We start from the raw sequence: 17090 nt of genomic DNA, 5'->3' as shown, positions 1-17090 counted from the left end.
CAGTGGCATGGTGCACGGTGGGAACCACATCCGGTCGACCGATCTGGAGGGGGATCCATGACCGTGTCCGAAACCACCGCCGGCGTCCGCGCAGAGGCTCTGCGCCCGCATGCCGAGGACGCTTTCGCCGACGAGCTGAAGGCGCTCGCGGCCGCCGACGACCGCCCGCGGCCCGAGCGTTGGAAGCTGTCGCCCTGGGCCGTGGCGACCTACCTGCTCGGCGGCGTTCTGCCGGACGGGGCAGTGATCACACCCAAGTATGTGGGCCCCCGCCGCCTCGTCGAGGTCGCCGTGACGACGCTCGCCACCGACCGCGCCCTGCTGCTCCTCGGCGTTCCCGGCACGGCCAAGACATGGGTCTCCGAGCATCTCGCGGCTGCCGTCAGCGGCGACTCGACGCTGCTGGTCCAGGGCACGGCGGGCACGCCCGAGGAGGCCGTGCGTTACGGGTGGAACTACGCGCAGTTGCTGGCGCACGGGCCCAGCCGCGACGCGCTGGTGCCCAGCCCGCTGATGCGTGCGATGTCCGAGGGCATGACCGCGCGGATCGAGGAGCTCACCCGTATCCCTGCCGATGTGCAGGACTCGCTCATCACGATCCTGTCGGAGAAGACGCTTCCGCTCCCCGAGCTGGGCCAGGAGGTCCAGGCCGTCCGCGGCTTCAACGTCATCGCGACGGCCAACGACCGCGACCGCGGGGTCAACGAGCTGTCCAGTGCCCTGCGCCGCCGGTTCAACACGGTCGTGCTGCCGCTGCCCGCCACGCCTGATGCCGAGGTCGACATCGTGTCCCGGCGCGTGGACCAGATGGGGCGCTCGCTCGACCTTCCGGCCGCCCCCGACGGCATGGCCGAGATCCGTCGGGTGGTCACGGTCTTCCGTGAACTGCGCGACGGTGTCACGACCGACGGCCGGACCAAGCTCAAGTCCCCTTCGGGCACGCTGTCGACGGCCGAGGCCATTTCCGTCGTCACCAACGGCCTGGCGCTCGCCGCCCACTTCGGCGACGGAGTGCTGCGACCCGGCGATGTCGCTGCCGGCATCCTCGGCGCCGTCGTCCGGGACCCTGCGGCGGACCGGGTGGTCTGGCAGGAGTACCTGGAGACGGTGGTCCGTGAGCGGGACGGCTGGAAGGACTTCTACCGCGCCTGCCGCGAGGTCTCCGCGTGACCGGGGCCGCACCCGCCGCCGGGCCGCTGCTGCTCGGGATCCGGCACCACGGTCCCGGATCGGCCCGCGCGGTCCGTGCCGCGCTGGACGCCGCCGGACCCCGGGCCGTCCTCATCGAGGGGCCGCCCGAGGGTGACGCGCTGCTGCCGCTCGCCGCCGACGAGCGGATGCGGCCACCGGTGGCGCTGCTCGCCCACGCGGTGGACGACCCGGGCCGGGCGGCGTTCTGGCCGCTCGCCGAGTTCTCGCCCGAGTGGGTCGCGATCCGCTGGGCGCTCCGCCACGACGTGCCGGTCCGCTTCATCGACCTGCCCGCGGCGCACTCCCTGGCCATGACCGACTCCCCGGCCCCGGGTGCGGACCACGACCACGATCAGGAACAGGGTCGGACGGGTGACGGCGACGCCGCCGGGGCGGTGGCCGCGCCTCCGATCGACCCCATCGGGGTCCTTGCCGAGGCCGCCGGCTACGACGACCCCGAGCGCTGGTGGGAGGACGTCGTCGAGCACCGCGCACCGGACGGGCGGCTCGTCGACCCGCGGGCCCCGTTCGCCGCGCTCGGCGAGGCGATGACGGCGCTGCGCGAGGTGTACGGGGACGGCGGGCACCCCCGCGACGCCGTCCGCGAGGCGTACATGCGGATCCAACTGCGTTCCGCTAGAAAGGAGTTCGGGGACGATGTGGTCGTCGTCTGCGGAGCCTGGCATGTGCCCGCGCTCGGAGCGAGGACGACCGTCACCGCCGACAGGGCCCTCCTCAAGGGGCTGCCCAAGGTCAAGACGGAGCTGACCTGGGTGCCCTGGACCCATCGGCGGCTCGCCCGGCACAGCGGTTACGGGGCGGGGATCGACTCGCCCGGTTGGTACGGGCACCTCTTCGGCGCCCCCGACCGGCCGATCGAACGCTGGATGACCAAGGTCGCCGGACTCCTGCGCGACGAGGACCGGTTCGTGTCGTCCGCCCATGTCATCGAGGCTGTGCGGCTCGCCGGGACCCTCGCCGCCCTGCGCGGCCGGCCGCTCGCCGGGCTGAGCGAGACGACCGACGCGATCCGGGCCGTGATGTGCGAGGGCTCCGATGTGCCGCTCGCGCTCGTACAGGACCGGCTCATCGTCGGCGAGACGCTCGGAGAGGTGCCGGACACCGCCCCCGCCGTGCCGTTGCAGCGCGACCTCGCTCGGCTCCAGCGCACGCTGCGGCTCAAACCGGAGGCGCTGGAGCGCGAGTTGGAGCTCGACCTCCGCAAGGACACCGACGCGGCCCGCAGCCGCCTGCTGCACCGGCTCCGGCTCCTCGCCGTCGGCTGGGGCGAACCGGCCGCCGGCCGGGGGAGCACCGGCACGTTCCGGGAGAGCTGGCGGCTGCGCTGGGAGCCCGAGCTGTACGTACAGGTCGCCGAGGCCGGGATCTGGGGCACCACCGTGCTGACCGCCGCCACCGCCAAGGCCGAATCGGAGGCCGTCTCGGCGACCGCGCTCGCCGAGGTCACCGCGCTCGCCGAGCGCTGCCTCCTCGCCGAACTGCCCGACGCACTGCCCGTCGTGATGCGGGCGCTCGCCGACCGGGCCGCGCTCGACGCCGACGTCGGCCACCTCGCCGACGCGCTGCCCGCCCTGGCGCGGACCCTGCGGTACGGGGACGTACGGTCCACGGACACGGCGGCGCTCGGCGAGGTCGCGGCCGGGCTCGCCGAGCGGATCTGCGTCGGACTGCCGCCCGCCTGCACCGGGCTCGACACCGACGGCGCCGCCGAACTGCGCCGCAAGGTGGACGGGGTACACGCCGCGATCGGGCTGCTCGCCGGTGCGGTACCGGCGGACGGACTCCGCGAGCGCTGGACGGCCGTGCTGCACAAGCTGGCCGCCCGGGACACCGTCGCCGGCGTCATCCGGGGCCGGGCGGCCCGGCTGCTGCTCGACGAGGGGCGGCTCGAAGAGGACGACGCGGCACGGCTGATGGGCCTCGCCCTGTCGCCCGGCACGCCTCCGGCCGACGCGGCGGCCTGGATCGAGGGCTTCGTCGGCGGGGCCGGTGGGGGCGGCGGCATGCTCCTCGTCCACGACGAGCGGCTGCTCGGCCTGGTCGACGCCTGGCTGGCCGGCGTCCCCGCGGACACGTTCACCGATGTACTGCCGCTGCTGCGCCGCACCTTCTCGGCGTACGAACCGGGCGTACGGCGCACGCTGGGCGAGCTCGTACGCCGCGGCCCGGCCACCGGAGGGCCGGCCGGGACCGTCACCGGAACAACATCCCCCGGCTTCGGCCCCGCCCTCGACGAGGAACGGGCGGAGGCGGTGGTACCCGTACTGCGGCTGCTGCTGGGGCTGGACGCCGAGGACGCAGAGGGCGGCGACGCGGACGCCGTCGACAACGCCATCGAACCGCTGGGGGCAACAGGATGACGACGGTCACGGACACAGACACATCGAGGGTGGGGGCCGGGCACGGCGCGGCGGACGACGAACGGCTGCGGCGCTGGCGCATGGTGCTCGGCGGGGACAGCGCCGAGACCACCGGCTGCACCCTCACCGGCCGGGACGCCGCGATGGACGGCGCACTGAACGCGCTGTACGGCGGCGGGGGCAGGCCCGGCGGCCGGGGCGGCGGCGACCGCTCGGCCGGGCTCGGCGGCTCCGCCCCCTCCGTCGCCCGCTGGCTCGGCGACATCCGTACCTACTTCCCCAGCTCCGTCGTCCAGGTCATGCAGCGTGATGCGATCGACCGGCTCGGTCTGTCCGCGCTGCTGCTGGAGCCGGAGATGCTGGAGGCCGTCGAGGCGGACGTCCATCTCGTCGGAACGCTGCTCTCGCTCAACAAAGCCATGCCCGAGACGACGAAGGAGACGGCACGAGCCGTCGTACGCAAGGTCGTCGACGACCTCGAGAGGCGGCTCGCCACCCGCACGAGGGCCACGCTGACCGGCGCGCTCGACCGCTCGGCGAAGATCAACAGGCTCCGCCACCGTGACATCGACTGGGACCGCACCATCCGGGCCAACCTCAAGAACTACCTGCCGCTTCCCGGCGGGGACGGGGCCGGCACGGTCGTCCCCGAACGGCTCATCGGCTACGGGCGGGCCGCGCAGGCGGTGAAGAAGGACGTCATCCTCTGCATCGACCAGTCGGGATCGATGGCCGCCTCCGTCGTCTACGCCTCCGTCTTCGGCGCGGTGCTCGCCTCCATGCGGACGCTGCGGACCAGGCTCGTCGTCTTCGACACGGCCGTCGTCGACCTCACGGACCAGCTCGACGACCCCGTCGACGTGCTCTTCGGCACCCAGCTCGGCGGTGGCACCGACATCAACCGGGCACTCGCGTACTGCCAGTCCAGGATCACCCGCCCGGCCGAGACGATCGTCGTCCTCATCAGCGACCTCTACGAGGGCGGTATCCGCAACGAGATGCTGAAGCGTGTCGCCGCGATGAAGGCCTCAGGCGTGCAGTTCGTGACGCTGCTCGCCCTGTCCGACGAGGGTGCTCCCGCCTACGACCGTGAGCACGCGGCGGCGCTCGGCGCACTGGGCGCACCGGCGTTCGCGTGCACCCCGGATCTTTTCCCGGAGGTGATGGCCGCGGCACTGGAGAAGAGGCCACTGCCCATACCGGACAAGGAGACCCATCAGTAACAAGGGACTTGCGTCAACCCGGGAGGGTCGTGCAAGCATCGTCCCGTCGTCCGCGGAGGACTGCGTTCCGCACCCCGCGCCATCAGGGAGGGCTCACTCCGACGTGACCGCTGCAGCTGTTCGTTCTGTCGCCGACCCGCGCCCGGTGCGCGCGTCGGTCGGCCGGCGCGCGCTGCAGGTGGTGCTGTTCCTCGGCGGACTGCTGGCCCTCGGCCTCATCTTCGGAGCCGAGGCACACGCGGCGCAGGCACCCGTCCCGTCGCTTCCCGCCGCGGGGACGGCAGTCGCGCACGGGGCCGGGGCGCAGGACAGGGGCGCCGATGCGGCGGCCGAGCCGATGGACGTCCCGAACGCCGAAGCGGCGAAGGGGCTCCCGGACGCCTCCGCCCCGGTGCCGACACACGCTCCGGCCGCAGGGCCTTCGGGCGCGCCGATCGCTGAAACGCACGCCAGGTCGATGGCCGCTTCCACCGACCCCGCTTCCGCCACTTCGGCTTCCAGCGCCTCCGCGTCCACCTTCTCCGTCTCCGCCACCTCTGCCACCCCCGCCACTTCCGCCACGACGTCCGTTTCCACCGACACCGCGACGTCCGTCGCCGTTGCCGGTGCCCGGTCGGTTGTCACGACGACGCGGGAGACCGTCCGGTATCTCGTCCGGCCGGTCGGCGAGGCGGTGGAGGGTGTCGGGACGGCCGTCGACAGTGCTGCCGGGGTGCTCCCGGACGTATGGGCGCTGCCCGCCCGGCTGCTGCTTCCCCTCACAGCCGTCGATCCCCCTGCCGAGGGGCGCCCGGGCCACGGTTCCACCGGCGGCGGCGCGCACGCTGCCGCACCCGCACCGCGTCCGGTCTGCGGGTACACCTCTGAGGCCGACCGGGGCCGGAACCCCGGAGCCCTGCTGAACGGCACCTCCGCGAGCGGGACGGACAGCCGAGTCCCCGCGCCGCGGTACGGACCGGCACCCGAGCGGGCGCCCTTCGATCCCCGTGGTGGCTCCGGTCACCCCTCCAGCACCGAGGCCCATGGGCCACGCGGCGGCGAACAGCACGCCGTTCCGTTCGCGGGCGGTACCTCCTTCGGGCTCATACGCGGTGCCGGTCTTCCGGCGACCGTCGCCCCGATGCGCGACAGGTCCGGCGACATCCTCGAATTCCCCGGCTAGGGCAGGCCGTTCCCCCGCCTCGACCTGCCGCGCGGGGGCGGAACAGGTCTGCCCGCTGTCCGGACGACTCCGGACCGTCGAAACGTATTCGAAGGATCTGACACACATGCACCAGAACATCCGCCGTTCCATAGCAGTCGCCGCCACGGCCACCGGAATGTGGGCCCTCGGGACCGCTGTAGCCAGTGCGGACGAGCTGCCCGTCTTCGCGCCGCTCTCCACCCCCGACAACGCGGCCGACGCGGTCGACGGGGTCGCGGAGCTCAAGGACACCGTGCAGACGGAGACCGCCGGGGCGAAGGCAGCTGCCGGCGCCGTGGCCGCGCAAGCAACGTCCGCCCCGGGCGCCAAGGCCACCGGGCAGGTCGACCGCGTGACGGGCGGCATCGAGCACCAGGTCACCGGCGTCACGGGCAAGCTCACGGGCGCCGTCGACCACGCCGACGGCGTGGACGCCCAGGACGCACAGGCCGTGCAGGACCTGTCCGGTCTGTCCGGCGCAAACGCGCTGCAGGACCTGCAGGGCCTCCCCGGCTACGACGTCCCGGCCGCGCCCGACGCGCCGATCGATTACCTCTTCGGCCCGATCGAGCAGATCCCCGGCTACGTGCAGAGCAGCGCCTCCGGCGCCGCGACCACCGCGCAGGGCACCGTCACGGGCGCGGCCCAGGGCGCTCTCACAGAGGCCGGGCCGGTCGTCGGTCAGACCTCCGACGCCGTGCTCCCGCCCATCGTCGCCGAGGCGGTCTCCGCGGTGCTGCCGGTCGTCGACCGGGCGCTCGGAGACGTCGGCACCCTGGTTCGGGGTGTGGTCTCCGAGGTCGCTCCGTTCGCCGACGGCGTCGTCGAGCAGGCCGCCCTGCCCTTCGTGCACGGCGTCACGGCCGAGGTCCAGCCGCTGACGTACGGCGCGGTCGGCGCGGTGCAGCCGTTCGCCGGGGGTGTTGTCTCCGATGTCCAGCCGTTCGCCGGGGCAGTCGTCTCCGACGTCCAGCCGTTCGCGGGGGGTGTCGTCTCCGGGGTGCAGCCGTTGGCTCAAGGGCTGACCGGGGACGCGGTCGCCCCGTTCGCACAGGGCGTCGCGACCCAGGTGATGCCGCTGGCGCAGGGTGTCGGCGCGCAGGCGCAGCCGTTCGCGGGCGGGCTCGCGGGCACGGCGGGCGGCGACGCGCGCCCGACCGTCGAAAACGCGGTGCACGGTGCGCAGGGTCTGACATCGATCGCCCCCGACTTCGTCACCGACGCGGTGCCGTCCTTCACCGCTCCGGCGTACCGGGCCCTGGGGATCTGAGACCTCTCGGACCTCTGAGGGCAGTTCCCGGCCCGTCGCCGGGCGGTTCCCCGTCGTGTTCGGACCACTCCGTCCGGACCGCGGGCACCGCCCGGCCCCGGGTCCCCTCTTCCCACCACCGCGCACCTGCCGTTTTGTCCACTGCGACCCGGCTACCAGCGTGATCTGTGACCGTAATCACCGCCCAGGTGTGAGCTGCGATTTAGGGTCCTGTGGAGCTCGGGGATAACCTGCGGGATGGACATGCCGCGTACCCGGACACCGTGTGCGCTTTCCTTGTGACAGAGCAGTCACGTTGCCCCTCGCGGCACGCCCACGCTGAAAACGAACCGCGAGACCACTGAAAAGGGACGGACGCGCGTGGACCTGTTCGAGTACCAGGCGAGGGACCTCTTCGCCAAGCACGGTGTACCGGTGCTGGCCGGTGAAGTCATTGACACGCCTGAGGCAGCCCGCGAGGCGACCGAGCGGCTGGGCGGCAAGTCTGTCGTCAAGGCGCAGGTGAAGGTTGGCGGTCGCGGCAAGGCCGGCGGCGTCAAGCTGGCCGCCACCCCCGACGAGGCGGTCGCCCGTGCGACCGACATCCTCGGCATGGACATCAAGGGCCACACGGTCCACAAGGTGATGATCGCCGAGACCGCGCCGGAGATTCTTGAGGAGTACTACGTCTCGTACCTCCTCGACCGCACCAACCGCACCTTCCTGGCCATGGCCTCGGTGCAGGGTGGCATGGACATCGAGGAGGTCGCGGAGAAGACCCCCGAGGCCCTCGCGAAGGTCCCGGTCGACTCCAACACCGGAGTCACGATCGAGAAGGCCCGCGAGATCGTCGCCCAGGCGAAGTTCCCGGCCGAGGTGGCCGAGAAGGTCGCCGAGGTCATGGTGACGCTGTGGGACACCTTCGTCGCCGAGGACGCGCTCCTCGTCGAGGTCAACCCGCTCGCCAAGGTCGCCTCCGGCGACGTCCTGGCGCTGGACGGCAAGGTGTCTCTCGACGAGAACGCCGACTTCCGTCAGCCGAGCCACGAGGCCCTCGAGGACAAGGCCGCAGCCAACCCGCTCGAGGCTGCCGCCAAGGCCAAGAACCTCAACTACGTCAAGCTCGACGGCGAGGTCGGCATCATCGGTAACGGTGCCGGTCTGGTCATGTCGACCCTGGACGTCGTCGCGTACGCCGGTGAGCACCACGGCAACGTGAAGCCCGCCAACTTCCTCGACATCGGTGGCGGCGCCTCCGCCGAGGTCATGGCGAACGGCCTCGAGATCATCCTCGGCGACTCGGACGTCAAGTCCGTCTTCGTCAACGTCTTCGGTGGCATCACCGCCTGCGACGAGGTCGCCAACGGCATCGTCCAGGCCCTGGAGCTTCTGAAGTCGAAGGGCGAAGAGGTCACCAAGCCGCTGGTCGTGCGCCTCGACGGCAACAACGCGGAGCTGGGTCGCAAGATCCTTTCCGACGCCAACCACCCGCTCGTGCAGCGCGTGGACACCATGGACGGTGCGGCCGACAAGGCCGCTGAGCTCGCCGCGGCTGCGAAGTAAGGACGAGGGACTCCAACACCATGGCTATCTTCCTCACCAAGGACAGCAAGGTCATCGTCCAGGGGATGACCGGTGCCACCGGCATGAAGCACACCAAGCTCATGCTCGCCGACGGCACCAACATCGTCGGTGGCGTGAACCCGCGCAAGGCCGGCACGACCGTCGACTTCGACGGCACCGAGGTACCGGTCTTCGGCTCCGTCGCCGAGGCGATGGAGAAGACGGGCGCGAACGTGTCCGTCCTCTTCGTGCCGCCGGCCTTCGCCAAGGCCGCCGTCGTCGAGGCGATCGACGCCGAGATCCCCCTCGCCGTCGTGATCACCGAGGGCATCGCCGTCCACGACTCGGCCGCCTTCTGGGCGTACGCCGGCTCGAAGGGCAACAAGACCCGGATCATCGGCCCGAACTGCCCCGGCCTGATCACCCCCGGCCAGTCCAACGCCGGCATCATCCCGGGCGACATCACCAAGCCCGGCCGCATCGGTCTCGTGTCGAAGTCCGGCACGCTGACCTACCAGATGATGTACGAGCTCCGTGACATCGGCTTCTCGTCCGCCGTCGGCATCGGTGGCGACCCGGTCATCGGCACGACGCACATCGACGCCCTGGAGGCGTTCGAGGCCGACCCCGAGACCGACCTGATCGTCATGATCGGCGAGATCGGTGGCGACGCCGAGGAGCGTGCGGCGGACTTCATCGCGAAGAACGTCACCAAGCCGGTCGTCGGCTACGTCGCGGGCTTCACCGCCCCCGAGGGCAAGACCATGGGCCACGCCGGCGCCATCGTCTCCGGTTCCTCGGGCACCGCCCAGGCGAAGAAGGAGGCCCTCGAGGCCGCAGGCGTCAAGGTCGGCAAGACGCCGACCGAGACCGCCAAGCTGGCGCGCGAGATCCTCGGTGCCTGACAGCTGCATCGCAGCTGATCCGCTGTATCGCTGATACTGCGTGTACCGCTGTGTCGCGTCACTGCACGGACGGCGCGGGCCCGTATCCCTCTTCAGGGGTACGGGCCCGCGCCGTTTTGATCCGGGTTCGATTCCGGAGCGACGAAGGTCGGTCACCGTACTTCCGGGACGAGCCGCGCGGGGCCGTGAACGAGCTCGTCGTCGAGCTTCTTCTGCATGTCCAGGTCCTGCCATGTCAGCTGCTGCGGACCGCCGCGGGGCGGCACGCCCCCGACCTGTTCGGCGGGCGACGGCGGTGTCTCGTACCGCGGCGGAGCGGTCACCATGGTGACCGCCGCGAGGCCGATGAGCAGTGCCGTGAGGGCGATGGCCGCCTGCGTCCAGAGTCTGGCCTTGTTCTCGCCGGCGGTGCGGACCGCATGGGGAGTGAGCAGCGGTGCCACGGGCTGGGCGTGGGCGAGCGTGCCCAGCTGTTCGTGAAACAGCGCGGACTCCTCGGCGGGTGAGAGCGGGGTCGCCAACTCGGGCATCCGCTCGGCGACCGCGGCCCGCGCGGTCATCAGCCTGCCCGCCGCCGCCACGGTGCTCGCCTCCGTCTCCGCTGCGGCATCCGGCAGGTCCAGGCCGATCCCGTCGTGGAGCAGCAGGGTGCGCCGGTACGCCGGCGGCAGGTCGAGCAGCGCGTCGAGCAGGGCACGCGAGCGGGGATCGACCTCCGACTGCGGGTCGGGGTGGCGGTGGGCGCGGCGCAGCCGGTGCCAGGGCGACATCGCGTACTCGTACGCGGCCGCCCGCACCCAGCCGGCCGGATCCCGGTCGACCGCCACCTCGGGCCAGCGCTGCCAGGCCTGCTCGAAGGCCCGCTCGACGGACTCCTTGGCGAGGTTCCGGCGACCGGTCAGCAGATACGTCTGCCGGAAGAGGGCGGTGGCGAGGCCGACGTAGAGGGCATCGAATGCCTCGGCGGGGGTGGGGCCAGGGGAGGTGGAGACCGCGAGGGCTGTTGGGGTGGAGGAGACGGGTGGGGTGGGCTGGTCCCGGGTGGTGCCGGGGTCGGTCGGGGCCATGGTGGTGCTCCCGGTGGCTTGGGTTCGGGCGGCCGGAGGCTGCGCAGCTCCTAGGAGGAGGGCAGCGGGGAGGGGGTGGCCGCATCGGTGGCGCTGTGAGTCATGAAGGCCCCCTGGCGGACCCGTATGCGGACCCGTATCGGGCCGAAAAGTACATAAACGTATATTGAGCGACACAGCGGCTATTCGCCCGTTACACGAAAAAAGTGCGTGTCGTTGGGAGCATTGCGATGTGACCCAAATGACCGAACGCACCCCGTCGTTGTCGGCTGAGCGGGGCCGGTCCGCCGTGCTGGTCTCCGCCTTTCTGCGGGGCGTGCTTGCCGGCGGGCTCGGGCTCGGCTCGCTGGCTGTGCTCGTCATGATGGTGTGGATCAGCTCCCCGTCCTCCGACAGCGGCCCCGGCGGCGCCTTCCACGCGGCAGCGGGGATCTGGCTGCTGGCACAGGGCGCCGAACTCGTCAGAACCGACACCCTCAGCGGCACCCCCGCCCCCGTCGGTGTTGTCCCGCTGCTGGTCACCGCGGTGCTGCTGTGGCTGGTGCATCGGGCCGCCCGCGATGTGATGGAGCCCGACGACGAGGGGCGCACCCCGACCTCGGCCGGGAGCGTCTTCTGCCTGGTGACGGGCGGATATCTGCTGGTCGTGGCGGTTGTCGCGTTCTGTGCGAAGAGCGGCTCTATGGTTGCGCAGCCGTCTTCGCTCCTGTTCCCGCTGGTTCCCGTGGTGGCGGGTGCGGCGGGGGCAGGGGTGTGGACGGCGGCCGGGCGGCCGGTCGGGCCGCCGTCCTGGGCGCCGGTGCGGCTGCACGAGGCGATGGCGCGGACCCGGTTCGCGGTGCGGGCGGAGGCGGTGTTCCGGTCGGCGGCGGCCGGGACGGCGGTGCTGCTGGGCGGCGGCGCGCTGCTGGTCGCGGCATCACTGGTGTGGCATGCGGAGCAGGTGCAGGCGTCGTTCCTGGGGCTCTCCGGCGACTGGGCGGGCCGGTCCGCGGTGCTGCTGCTCGCGATGGCGCTCGTGCCGAACGCGGCGGTGTGGGGTGCTGCCTATGGGCTCGGGCCCGGCTTCGCAGTCGGTACGGCGTCCACGGCCACCCCGCTCGCCTTCACCGGGCGACCGGCGCTGCCGGACTTCCCCCTGCTGGCAGCGGTACCGGCCCACGGCCCCGGGACGCTCCTGAACTGGGCGGCCGTGGCGGTGCCGGTCGCGGCCGGGGTGACGATCGCCCGGTTCACCGGACGTAACGGGGAGGCGCGCAGCCTGTGGGAGACCGCGCTGACGGCTGCCCTCGCGGCGGTGGGCTGCGGCGTCGGGACGGCGGCGCTGGCCGCGGCGGCGGGCGGACCGATGGGTACCGGGGCGCTGGCCGAGTTCGGCCCGGTCTGGTGGCTCACGGGGGCGGCGGCGCCGGCGTGGACGGCGCTGATCGGGGTACCCGGGGCGCTGCTGCTGAGGGCCTGGCGGCTGCGGCAGCACGGCAGCGGGACAGGGGAGGCCGGGTCGGTGCTTCCCTCCCCGGCGGATACAGAGGTTTCGGAGCGGCAGCGGGGCGGTACGCGGCGGTGGCGCAGGCGTCGGGGCGAGGATGCGGCCGGGGCATCGGAGCCAGTACCCGGCACCGGAACGGGCACGGAAACCGGAACCCGAACCGGATCCCCGGCCGGGGTCGGTTCCGTCCCCGTGTCTCCGCCTTCGCCGGCCTCGACGTCGGCGCCCGTGCCCGGCGCGGAGTCCTGGTACGAGGGGGATGCGGGCGCTGAGCCGTACGACTTTCTGCCGACCGACCCGTGGCACGAGCGGGCGGCCGGGGATTCCCCCTGGACCGCCGGGGGTTCCCGCTGGGTATCGCTCTCCAAGCGCCCCGGGACGCCGTCGGCCCGGCCTCCGGAGGCCGGGCCGACGAGCAGTCCGGAAAGCGCTAGTTCTTGACGCCGAAGAACGGCTCCAGCGGCTTCGGCAGCAGGTCGTTGCAGGCCAGCTGTCCGGACTTGGTGAGAGCGTCGTTCACGCAGGTGTAGTAGTCGCGGTAGACCAGCTGCACCGTGAACGTCATTGCGACGATCGAGAGGGCGAGCAGCGCCGTGACGAGGCCGCTGACGGCAGCCGTCGTCTGCGGCCTGCCCTGGCTCTGTGCGTACGGGGCGGCAGTCCCGGCTCCGGGAGCCGGGCCCCCGGCCGGAGCGGAACCGGAACCCGTACCGGCAGCCCTGTGGGTGCTCTCCGCCGCCGTTGCACTCCTCGGCTTGGCACGCAGCGAGCTGATCGACCAGTACACGGCGAGTGCGCCGAGGAGGAGGGCGATCTCCGGGAAATCGAAGATCGCGAAGAAGAAGGCCCACATGCCGGAGAGCAGCGCGTAGCGGGCGCGCCGCTGGGCGGGGTCGGTCGGGTCCCAGCGCAGTCCGCCGGGGCCGCCCTCGGGGCCGCCCTGACCGCCTGGGCCGTTCGGTCCGGCCTGGCCGCCCGGACGGCCGCCGAAGCCGCCGCTCTGGCGGCCCGGCTGGTGGCTGCTCCACTGGCTGCCCCAGGCCGGCCGGTCGTCGGACGAGCCGCCCTCGGACGACCCATCGCCGTTCCCGTTCGCACCGTCGCCTCCGCTCCCGTTCGCACCGGGCGACGGGTGGCGCGGCCGCCACGGCTGGTCGGGGCGGTTCTCCGGCGGTGGCGCGAAGGGGTTGTCGTCCTTCTTGTTCGAGGAATCCGGCGAATCCGAAGGATCCGAGGAGGAGCCCGTCGGGGACTGGCGTTCCCGCAGCAGCAGTGAGGCCCGCTCGGGCAGCGGGTGGCGGAAGGCGGTGCGGCGGCGTCGGTCCGGCATATGGTGAACGTCTTCCCCATCTCGTCATTTCCGCCCTGACGGACGGTTCGCTGTCCCCTGACGCTACCTCCCGGCCAGGAGGGGCCGAAAGCGGGGAGTGCGGCGCCGGAGGCCGATATCTGCCGCCCGGACCCCCTCCCTGTGCGATCTCCCCCTCGATCTCCCTTGGATCTCCCCTGCGATCCGGCCCCTCACCCCCGTCCCGTGGGGGTCCCCCGATGTGCCGGTATCGTTGCTGACGGTCGGCTCCTTCGTAGAGTTCCCCGTATCGAGGGGCGCGATTCTTTCGTACGACCCTACAAATAACGACCCTACAAACAGCGTCGCTCTGCTTCACCACGCGAGAAAGGGCCCAGCCGTGGCCTCCCCGCCCCCCTCCGCCGCTCCGGCCCGCCTGGTCGTGCTGGTCTCCGGTTCCGGTACGAACCTCCAAGCCCTGCTCGATGCGATCGGCGACGACCCTGCGGGCTTCGGCGCCCAGGTCGTCGCGGTCGGCGCCGACCGCGACAACATCGTCGGTCTGGAACGGGCGGAGCGCGCCGGGCTGCCGACCTTCGTCTGCAAGGTCAAGGACTACGCCACCCGCGAGGAGTGGGACGCGGCGCTCGCCGCCGCCACTGCCGCGCACCGCCCGGACCTCGTGGTGTCCGCGGGCTTCATGAAGATCGTGGGCAAGCGGTTCCTCGCCGAGTTCGGCGGCCGGTTCGTCAACACACACCCCGCCCTGCTCCCCAGCTTTCCCGGTGCCCACGGGGTGCGTGACGCCCTCGCATACGGCGCGAAGGTCACCGGGTGCACCGTCCACTTCGTCGACGACGGCGTCGACACCGGTCCGATCATCGCGCAGGGCGTGGTCGAGGTGACCGAAGAGGACACGCCGGAGGGCGAAGCCGCTCTCCATGAACGCATCAAGGAAGTCGAGCGCAAGCTGCTCGTCGAGGTCGTGGGGCGGCTCGCCCGTAACGGCTATCGCATTGAGGGACGAAAGGTTCATCTCGGTCATGTCGGTGAATAAGCCCATCCGCCGCGCCCTGGTCAGTGTCTACGACAAGACGGGGCTCGAAGACCTCGCCCGCGGTCTGCACGAGGCGGGCGTCGAGCTCGTCTCCACCGGTTCGACCGCCGGGAAGATCGCCGCCGCCGGCGTGCCGGTCACCAAGGTCGAGGAGCTCACCGGCTTCCCCGAGTGCCTTGACGGCCGTGTCAAGACGCTGCACCCGCGCGTGCACGCCGGCATCCTCGCCGACCTGCGCCTGGACGCCCACCGTGAGCAGCTCGCCGAGCTCGGTGTCGAGCCCTTCGACCTCGTCGTCGTCAACCTGTACCCGTTCAAGGAGACCGTCGCCTCCGGCGCCTCCGCCGACGAGTGCGTGGAGCAGATCGACATCGGCGGACCGTCGATGGTCCGCGCCGCGGCCAAGAACCATCCGTCCGTGGCCGTCGTCACGAGCCCCGAGCGGTACGCCGACGTCCTCGCCGCGGTCAAGGCGGGCGGCTTCGACCTGACGACCCGCAAGCGGCTCGCCGCCGAGGCGTTCCAGCACACGGCCGCCTACGACGTGGCTGTCGCCTCCTGGTTCGCGGACGACTACGCCGCCGCCGACGACTCGGGCTTCCCCGACTTCTTCGGTGCGACGTACGAGCGCAGCAACGTCCTGCGGTACGGCGAGAACCCGCACCAGCCCGCCGCGCTCTACACCTCCGGCGCCGGCGGCCTGGCCGAGGCGGAGCAGCTGCACGGCAAGGAGATGTCGTACAACAACTACACGGACACGGACGCAGCGCGCCGTGCCGCGTACGACCACGCCGAGCCGTGCGTCGCGATCATCAAGCACGCCAACCCGTGCGGCATCGCGATCGCCGACGACGTCGCCGAGGCGCACCGCAACGCGCACGCCTGCGACCCGCTGTCGGCCTTCGGCGGTGTCATCGCCGTCAACCGTCCGGTGACCGTCGCCATGGCCGAGCAGGTCGCGGAGATCTTCACCGAGGTCATCGTCGCCCCGGCGTACGAGGACGGCGCGGTCGAGATCCTCGCCCGCAAGAAGAACATCCGCGTGCTGCGCTGCCCCGACGCCCCGACCTCCACGGTCGAGGTCAAGCCGATCGACGGCGGCGCGCTGCTCCAGGTCACCGACCGGCTCCAGGCCGACGGCGACGACCCGGCCAACTGGACCCTCGCCACCGGTGAGGCGCTCTCCGAGGACGAGCTCGCCGAGCTCGCGTTCGCCTGGAAGGCCTGCCGCGCGGTCAAGTCCAACGCGATCCTGCTCGCCAAGGGCGGCGCCTCGGTCGGCGTCGGCATGGGTCAGGTCAACCGCGTCGACTCCGCGAAGCTCGCCGTCGAGCGGGCGGGCGAGGAGCGTGCGCGAGGAGCGTACGCCGCTTCCGACGCGTTCTTCCCGTTCCCGGACGGCCTGGAGATCCTGACCGCGGCCGGCATCAAGGCCGTGGCCCAGCCCGGCGGTTCGGTCCGTGACGAGCTGGTCGTCGAGGCCGCGAAGAAGGCGGGCGTGACGATGTACTTCACGGGTACGCGGCACTTCTTCCACTGACGGGATGGGCGCGCCGGATCCGTGCCGGTAGCCGTCTCGTCCCGGCGACCGCCGTACGGACACGACTGAAGGCCGTAACCCGTGAGCGGGTTACGGCCTTCGGTCAATATCTGCGGCTGCGAGGCGAGTCGACTGTTGCGGTTGGTCGGCTCAGGCGCGCGGTCGCTGGAACCAAGCGGCCCCGTCCGACTTCGCCACGAAGACGATGATCAGGACGCCGAGCGCGATGGTGACGATGCCCAGGGGCAGCTGGAAGATGCCGCCGAGGCAGATGAAGGCGCCGTAAACGATGGCGCAGACACGGGTGGCATTGCCACCGGTCTTCATCTTGAGCGCGAGCGCGACCGAGAGCCCGGCGAAGATAAGCGCGAGCACGGCGACAAACGCCAGGAGGCCCTTGCCGAAGTTGGCGATCGTTTCGGTGTCGGCGGTGGAGCCGGCGTTGTTGACGGCGTCGTCGACCGCACCCATGCCTGCGAACGCGATGATGGCGCCAATGATCTGGAAGGCGGCGACGACCCACAGCATCACGCGGGCCGCCTTCACGCCGCCCGGCATCTCGACCGGGGCGCCCGGGAAGCCGTAACCGGGCTGGACGGGCGGGGCCGCGGGGTAGCCGTAGCCCTGCTGGGGCACGCCCTGCGGGGCCTGCTGGGGGTAGCCGTAGCCCGGCTGCCCGCCCGGCTGCTGGCCGTAGGGGTTGTTCGGGTCGCCGTTGCTCATGGCGAAATTCCTCCGTTGCGAAAGTGCGGGGACGACGCGGTCCGGGCGGAGGAATCATGCGCAATCAGAACGGCCTGTCCCCCCGACACTGCCCGCGATACTGCGCGGCTCATCGTGGTCTTGACATCGGCTTTTTGTCCAGTCGATTGCCGTATGTGTTGTGCAAGCGCAATCTACGGGCCACCGTGGGGACCCAGAATTGGTATGCGGGCGGGGTCATCCGCGAGGATG

Annotated in this window: 13 protein-coding genes; 10 read left to right on the top strand and 3 right to left on the bottom strand. The window is 71.8% G+C overall.

What is annotated here, in order from left to right; all coding sequences use genetic code 11:
* Nucleotides 1-57: 57 nt before the first annotated feature.
* The 7 genes from OHA88_RS20450 (at nt 58) to sucD (ending at nt 9695) form a co-directional block, all read left to right on the top strand.
* The gene (locus tag OHA88_RS20450) at nt 58-1170 is read left to right on the top strand and encodes an ATP-binding protein (RefSeq protein ID WP_267002834.1); all 1113 of its coding nucleotides are present in this window, start codon (nt 58-60) and stop codon (nt 1168-1170) included.
* On the top strand, nt 1167-3572 hold the full coding sequence (locus tag OHA88_RS20445; RefSeq protein WP_328626597.1) for a DUF5682 family protein: 2406 nt from the start codon (nt 1167-1169) through the stop codon (nt 3570-3572). Before OHA88_RS20450 ends, OHA88_RS20445 begins: the two co-directional genes overlap by 4 nt.
* Nucleotides 3569-4795, top strand: a complete 1227-nt coding sequence (locus OHA88_RS20440; protein ID WP_328626596.1) for a VWA domain-containing protein — start codon at nt 3569-3571, stop codon at nt 4793-4795. The genes OHA88_RS20445 and OHA88_RS20440 overlap by 4 nt, the downstream gene beginning before the upstream one ends.
* 103 nt (nt 4796-4898) lie before the next feature.
* A complete protein-coding gene (locus tag OHA88_RS20435; protein ID WP_328626595.1) occupies nt 4899-5957 on the top strand; it encodes a hypothetical protein in 1059 nt (352 codons plus the stop codon).
* Between the two features lie 106 nt (nt 5958-6063).
* Nucleotides 6064-7248, top strand: a complete 1185-nt coding sequence (locus OHA88_RS20430; RefSeq protein WP_328626594.1) for a hypothetical protein — start codon at nt 6064-6066, stop codon at nt 7246-7248.
* A gap of 360 nt (nt 7249-7608) precedes the next feature.
* Nucleotides 7609-8790 carry an ADP-forming succinate--CoA ligase subunit beta gene (sucC, locus tag OHA88_RS20425; protein WP_328626593.1) on the top strand — a complete coding sequence of 394 codons (1182 nt, stop codon included), beginning with the start codon at nt 7609-7611 and terminating at the stop codon, nt 8788-8790.
* Between the two features lie 20 nt (nt 8791-8810).
* On the top strand, nt 8811-9695 hold the full coding sequence (gene sucD / locus OHA88_RS20420) for a succinate--CoA ligase subunit alpha (protein WP_030914424.1): 885 nt from the start codon (nt 8811-8813) through the stop codon (nt 9693-9695).
* Nucleotides 9696-9847: 152 nt separating this feature from the next.
* Here the strand turns inward: sucD and OHA88_RS20415 are convergent, their stop codons facing one another.
* Nucleotides 9848-10762, bottom strand: coding sequence for a DNA-directed RNA polymerase sigma-70 factor (locus OHA88_RS20415; RefSeq protein ID WP_328626592.1), 915 nt, complete (start codon nt 10760-10762; stop codon nt 9848-9850).
* Between the two features lie 241 nt (nt 10763-11003).
* Here OHA88_RS20415 and OHA88_RS20410 point away from each other — a divergent pair, with 241 nt between their 5' ends.
* Nucleotides 11004-12692, top strand: a complete 1689-nt coding sequence (locus OHA88_RS20410; protein ID WP_328626591.1) for a cell division protein PerM — start codon at nt 11004-11006, stop codon at nt 12690-12692.
* Here OHA88_RS20410 and OHA88_RS20405 read toward each other — a convergent pair.
* Nucleotides 12682-13581 carry a hypothetical protein gene (locus OHA88_RS20405; protein ID WP_328626590.1) on the bottom strand — a complete coding sequence of 300 codons (900 nt, stop codon included), beginning with the start codon at nt 13579-13581 and terminating at the stop codon, nt 12682-12684. The genes OHA88_RS20410 and OHA88_RS20405 overlap by 11 nt on opposite strands.
* Before the next feature lie 358 nt (nt 13582-13939).
* Here OHA88_RS20405 and purN point away from each other — a divergent pair, with 358 nt between their 5' ends.
* Together purN and purH are read left to right on the top strand one after the other, a co-directional pair.
* Nucleotides 13940-14596, top strand: a complete 657-nt coding sequence (gene purN / locus OHA88_RS20400; protein ID WP_267002817.1) for a phosphoribosylglycinamide formyltransferase — start codon at nt 13940-13942, stop codon at nt 14594-14596.
* Nucleotides 14583-16136, top strand: coding sequence for a bifunctional phosphoribosylaminoimidazolecarboxamide formyltransferase/IMP cyclohydrolase (purH, locus tag OHA88_RS20395; RefSeq protein ID WP_326627951.1), 1554 nt, complete (start codon nt 14583-14585; stop codon nt 16134-16136). Before purN ends, purH begins: the two co-directional genes overlap by 14 nt.
* A 150-nt stretch (nt 16137-16286) precedes the next feature.
* On the opposite strand, the gene OHA88_RS20390 is transcribed toward purH, so the two are convergent.
* Nucleotides 16287-16859 (bottom strand): hypothetical protein, encoded by a 573-nt coding sequence (locus OHA88_RS20390; protein WP_328626589.1) that lies wholly within the window; start codon nt 16857-16859, stop codon nt 16287-16289.
* Between the last annotated feature and the right edge of the window lie 231 nt (nt 16860-17090).

Origin of the sequence: Streptomyces sp. NBC_00353, from assembly GCF_036108815.1 — a bacterium.
GTDB lineage: Bacteria > Actinomycetota > Actinomycetes > Streptomycetales > Streptomycetaceae > Streptomyces.
The sequence above is the reverse complement of the archived record's forward strand: the minus strand, read 5'-3'. Positions and strand labels throughout refer to the sequence as shown.

Coding starts and splice junctions, on each gene's coding strand:
- OHA88_RS20405 (WP_328626590.1), bottom strand. CDS start 13,581: ATGCCGGACCGACGCCGCCGCACCGCCTTCCGCCACCCGCTGCCCGAG.
- OHA88_RS20450 (WP_267002834.1), top strand. CDS start 58: ATGACCGTGTCCGAAACCACCGCCGGCGTCCGCGCAGAGGCTCTGCGC.
- OHA88_RS20415 (WP_328626592.1), bottom strand. CDS start 10,762: ATGGCCCCGACCGACCCCGGCACCACCCGGGACCAGCCCACCCCACCC.
- OHA88_RS20430 (WP_328626594.1), top strand. CDS start 6,064: ATGCACCAGAACATCCGCCGTTCCATAGCAGTCGCCGCCACGGCCACC.
- purH (WP_326627951.1), top strand. CDS start 14,583: ATGTCGGTGAATAAGCCCATCCGCCGCGCCCTGGTCAGTGTCTACGAC.
- sucD (WP_030914424.1), top strand. CDS start 8,811: ATGGCTATCTTCCTCACCAAGGACAGCAAGGTCATCGTCCAGGGGATG.
- OHA88_RS20440 (WP_328626596.1), top strand. CDS start 3,569: ATGACGACGGTCACGGACACAGACACATCGAGGGTGGGGGCCGGGCAC.
- OHA88_RS20410 (WP_328626591.1), top strand. CDS start 11,004: ATGACCGAACGCACCCCGTCGTTGTCGGCTGAGCGGGGCCGGTCCGCC.
- OHA88_RS20390 (WP_328626589.1), bottom strand. CDS start 16,859: ATGAGCAACGGCGACCCGAACAACCCCTACGGCCAGCAGCCGGGCGGG.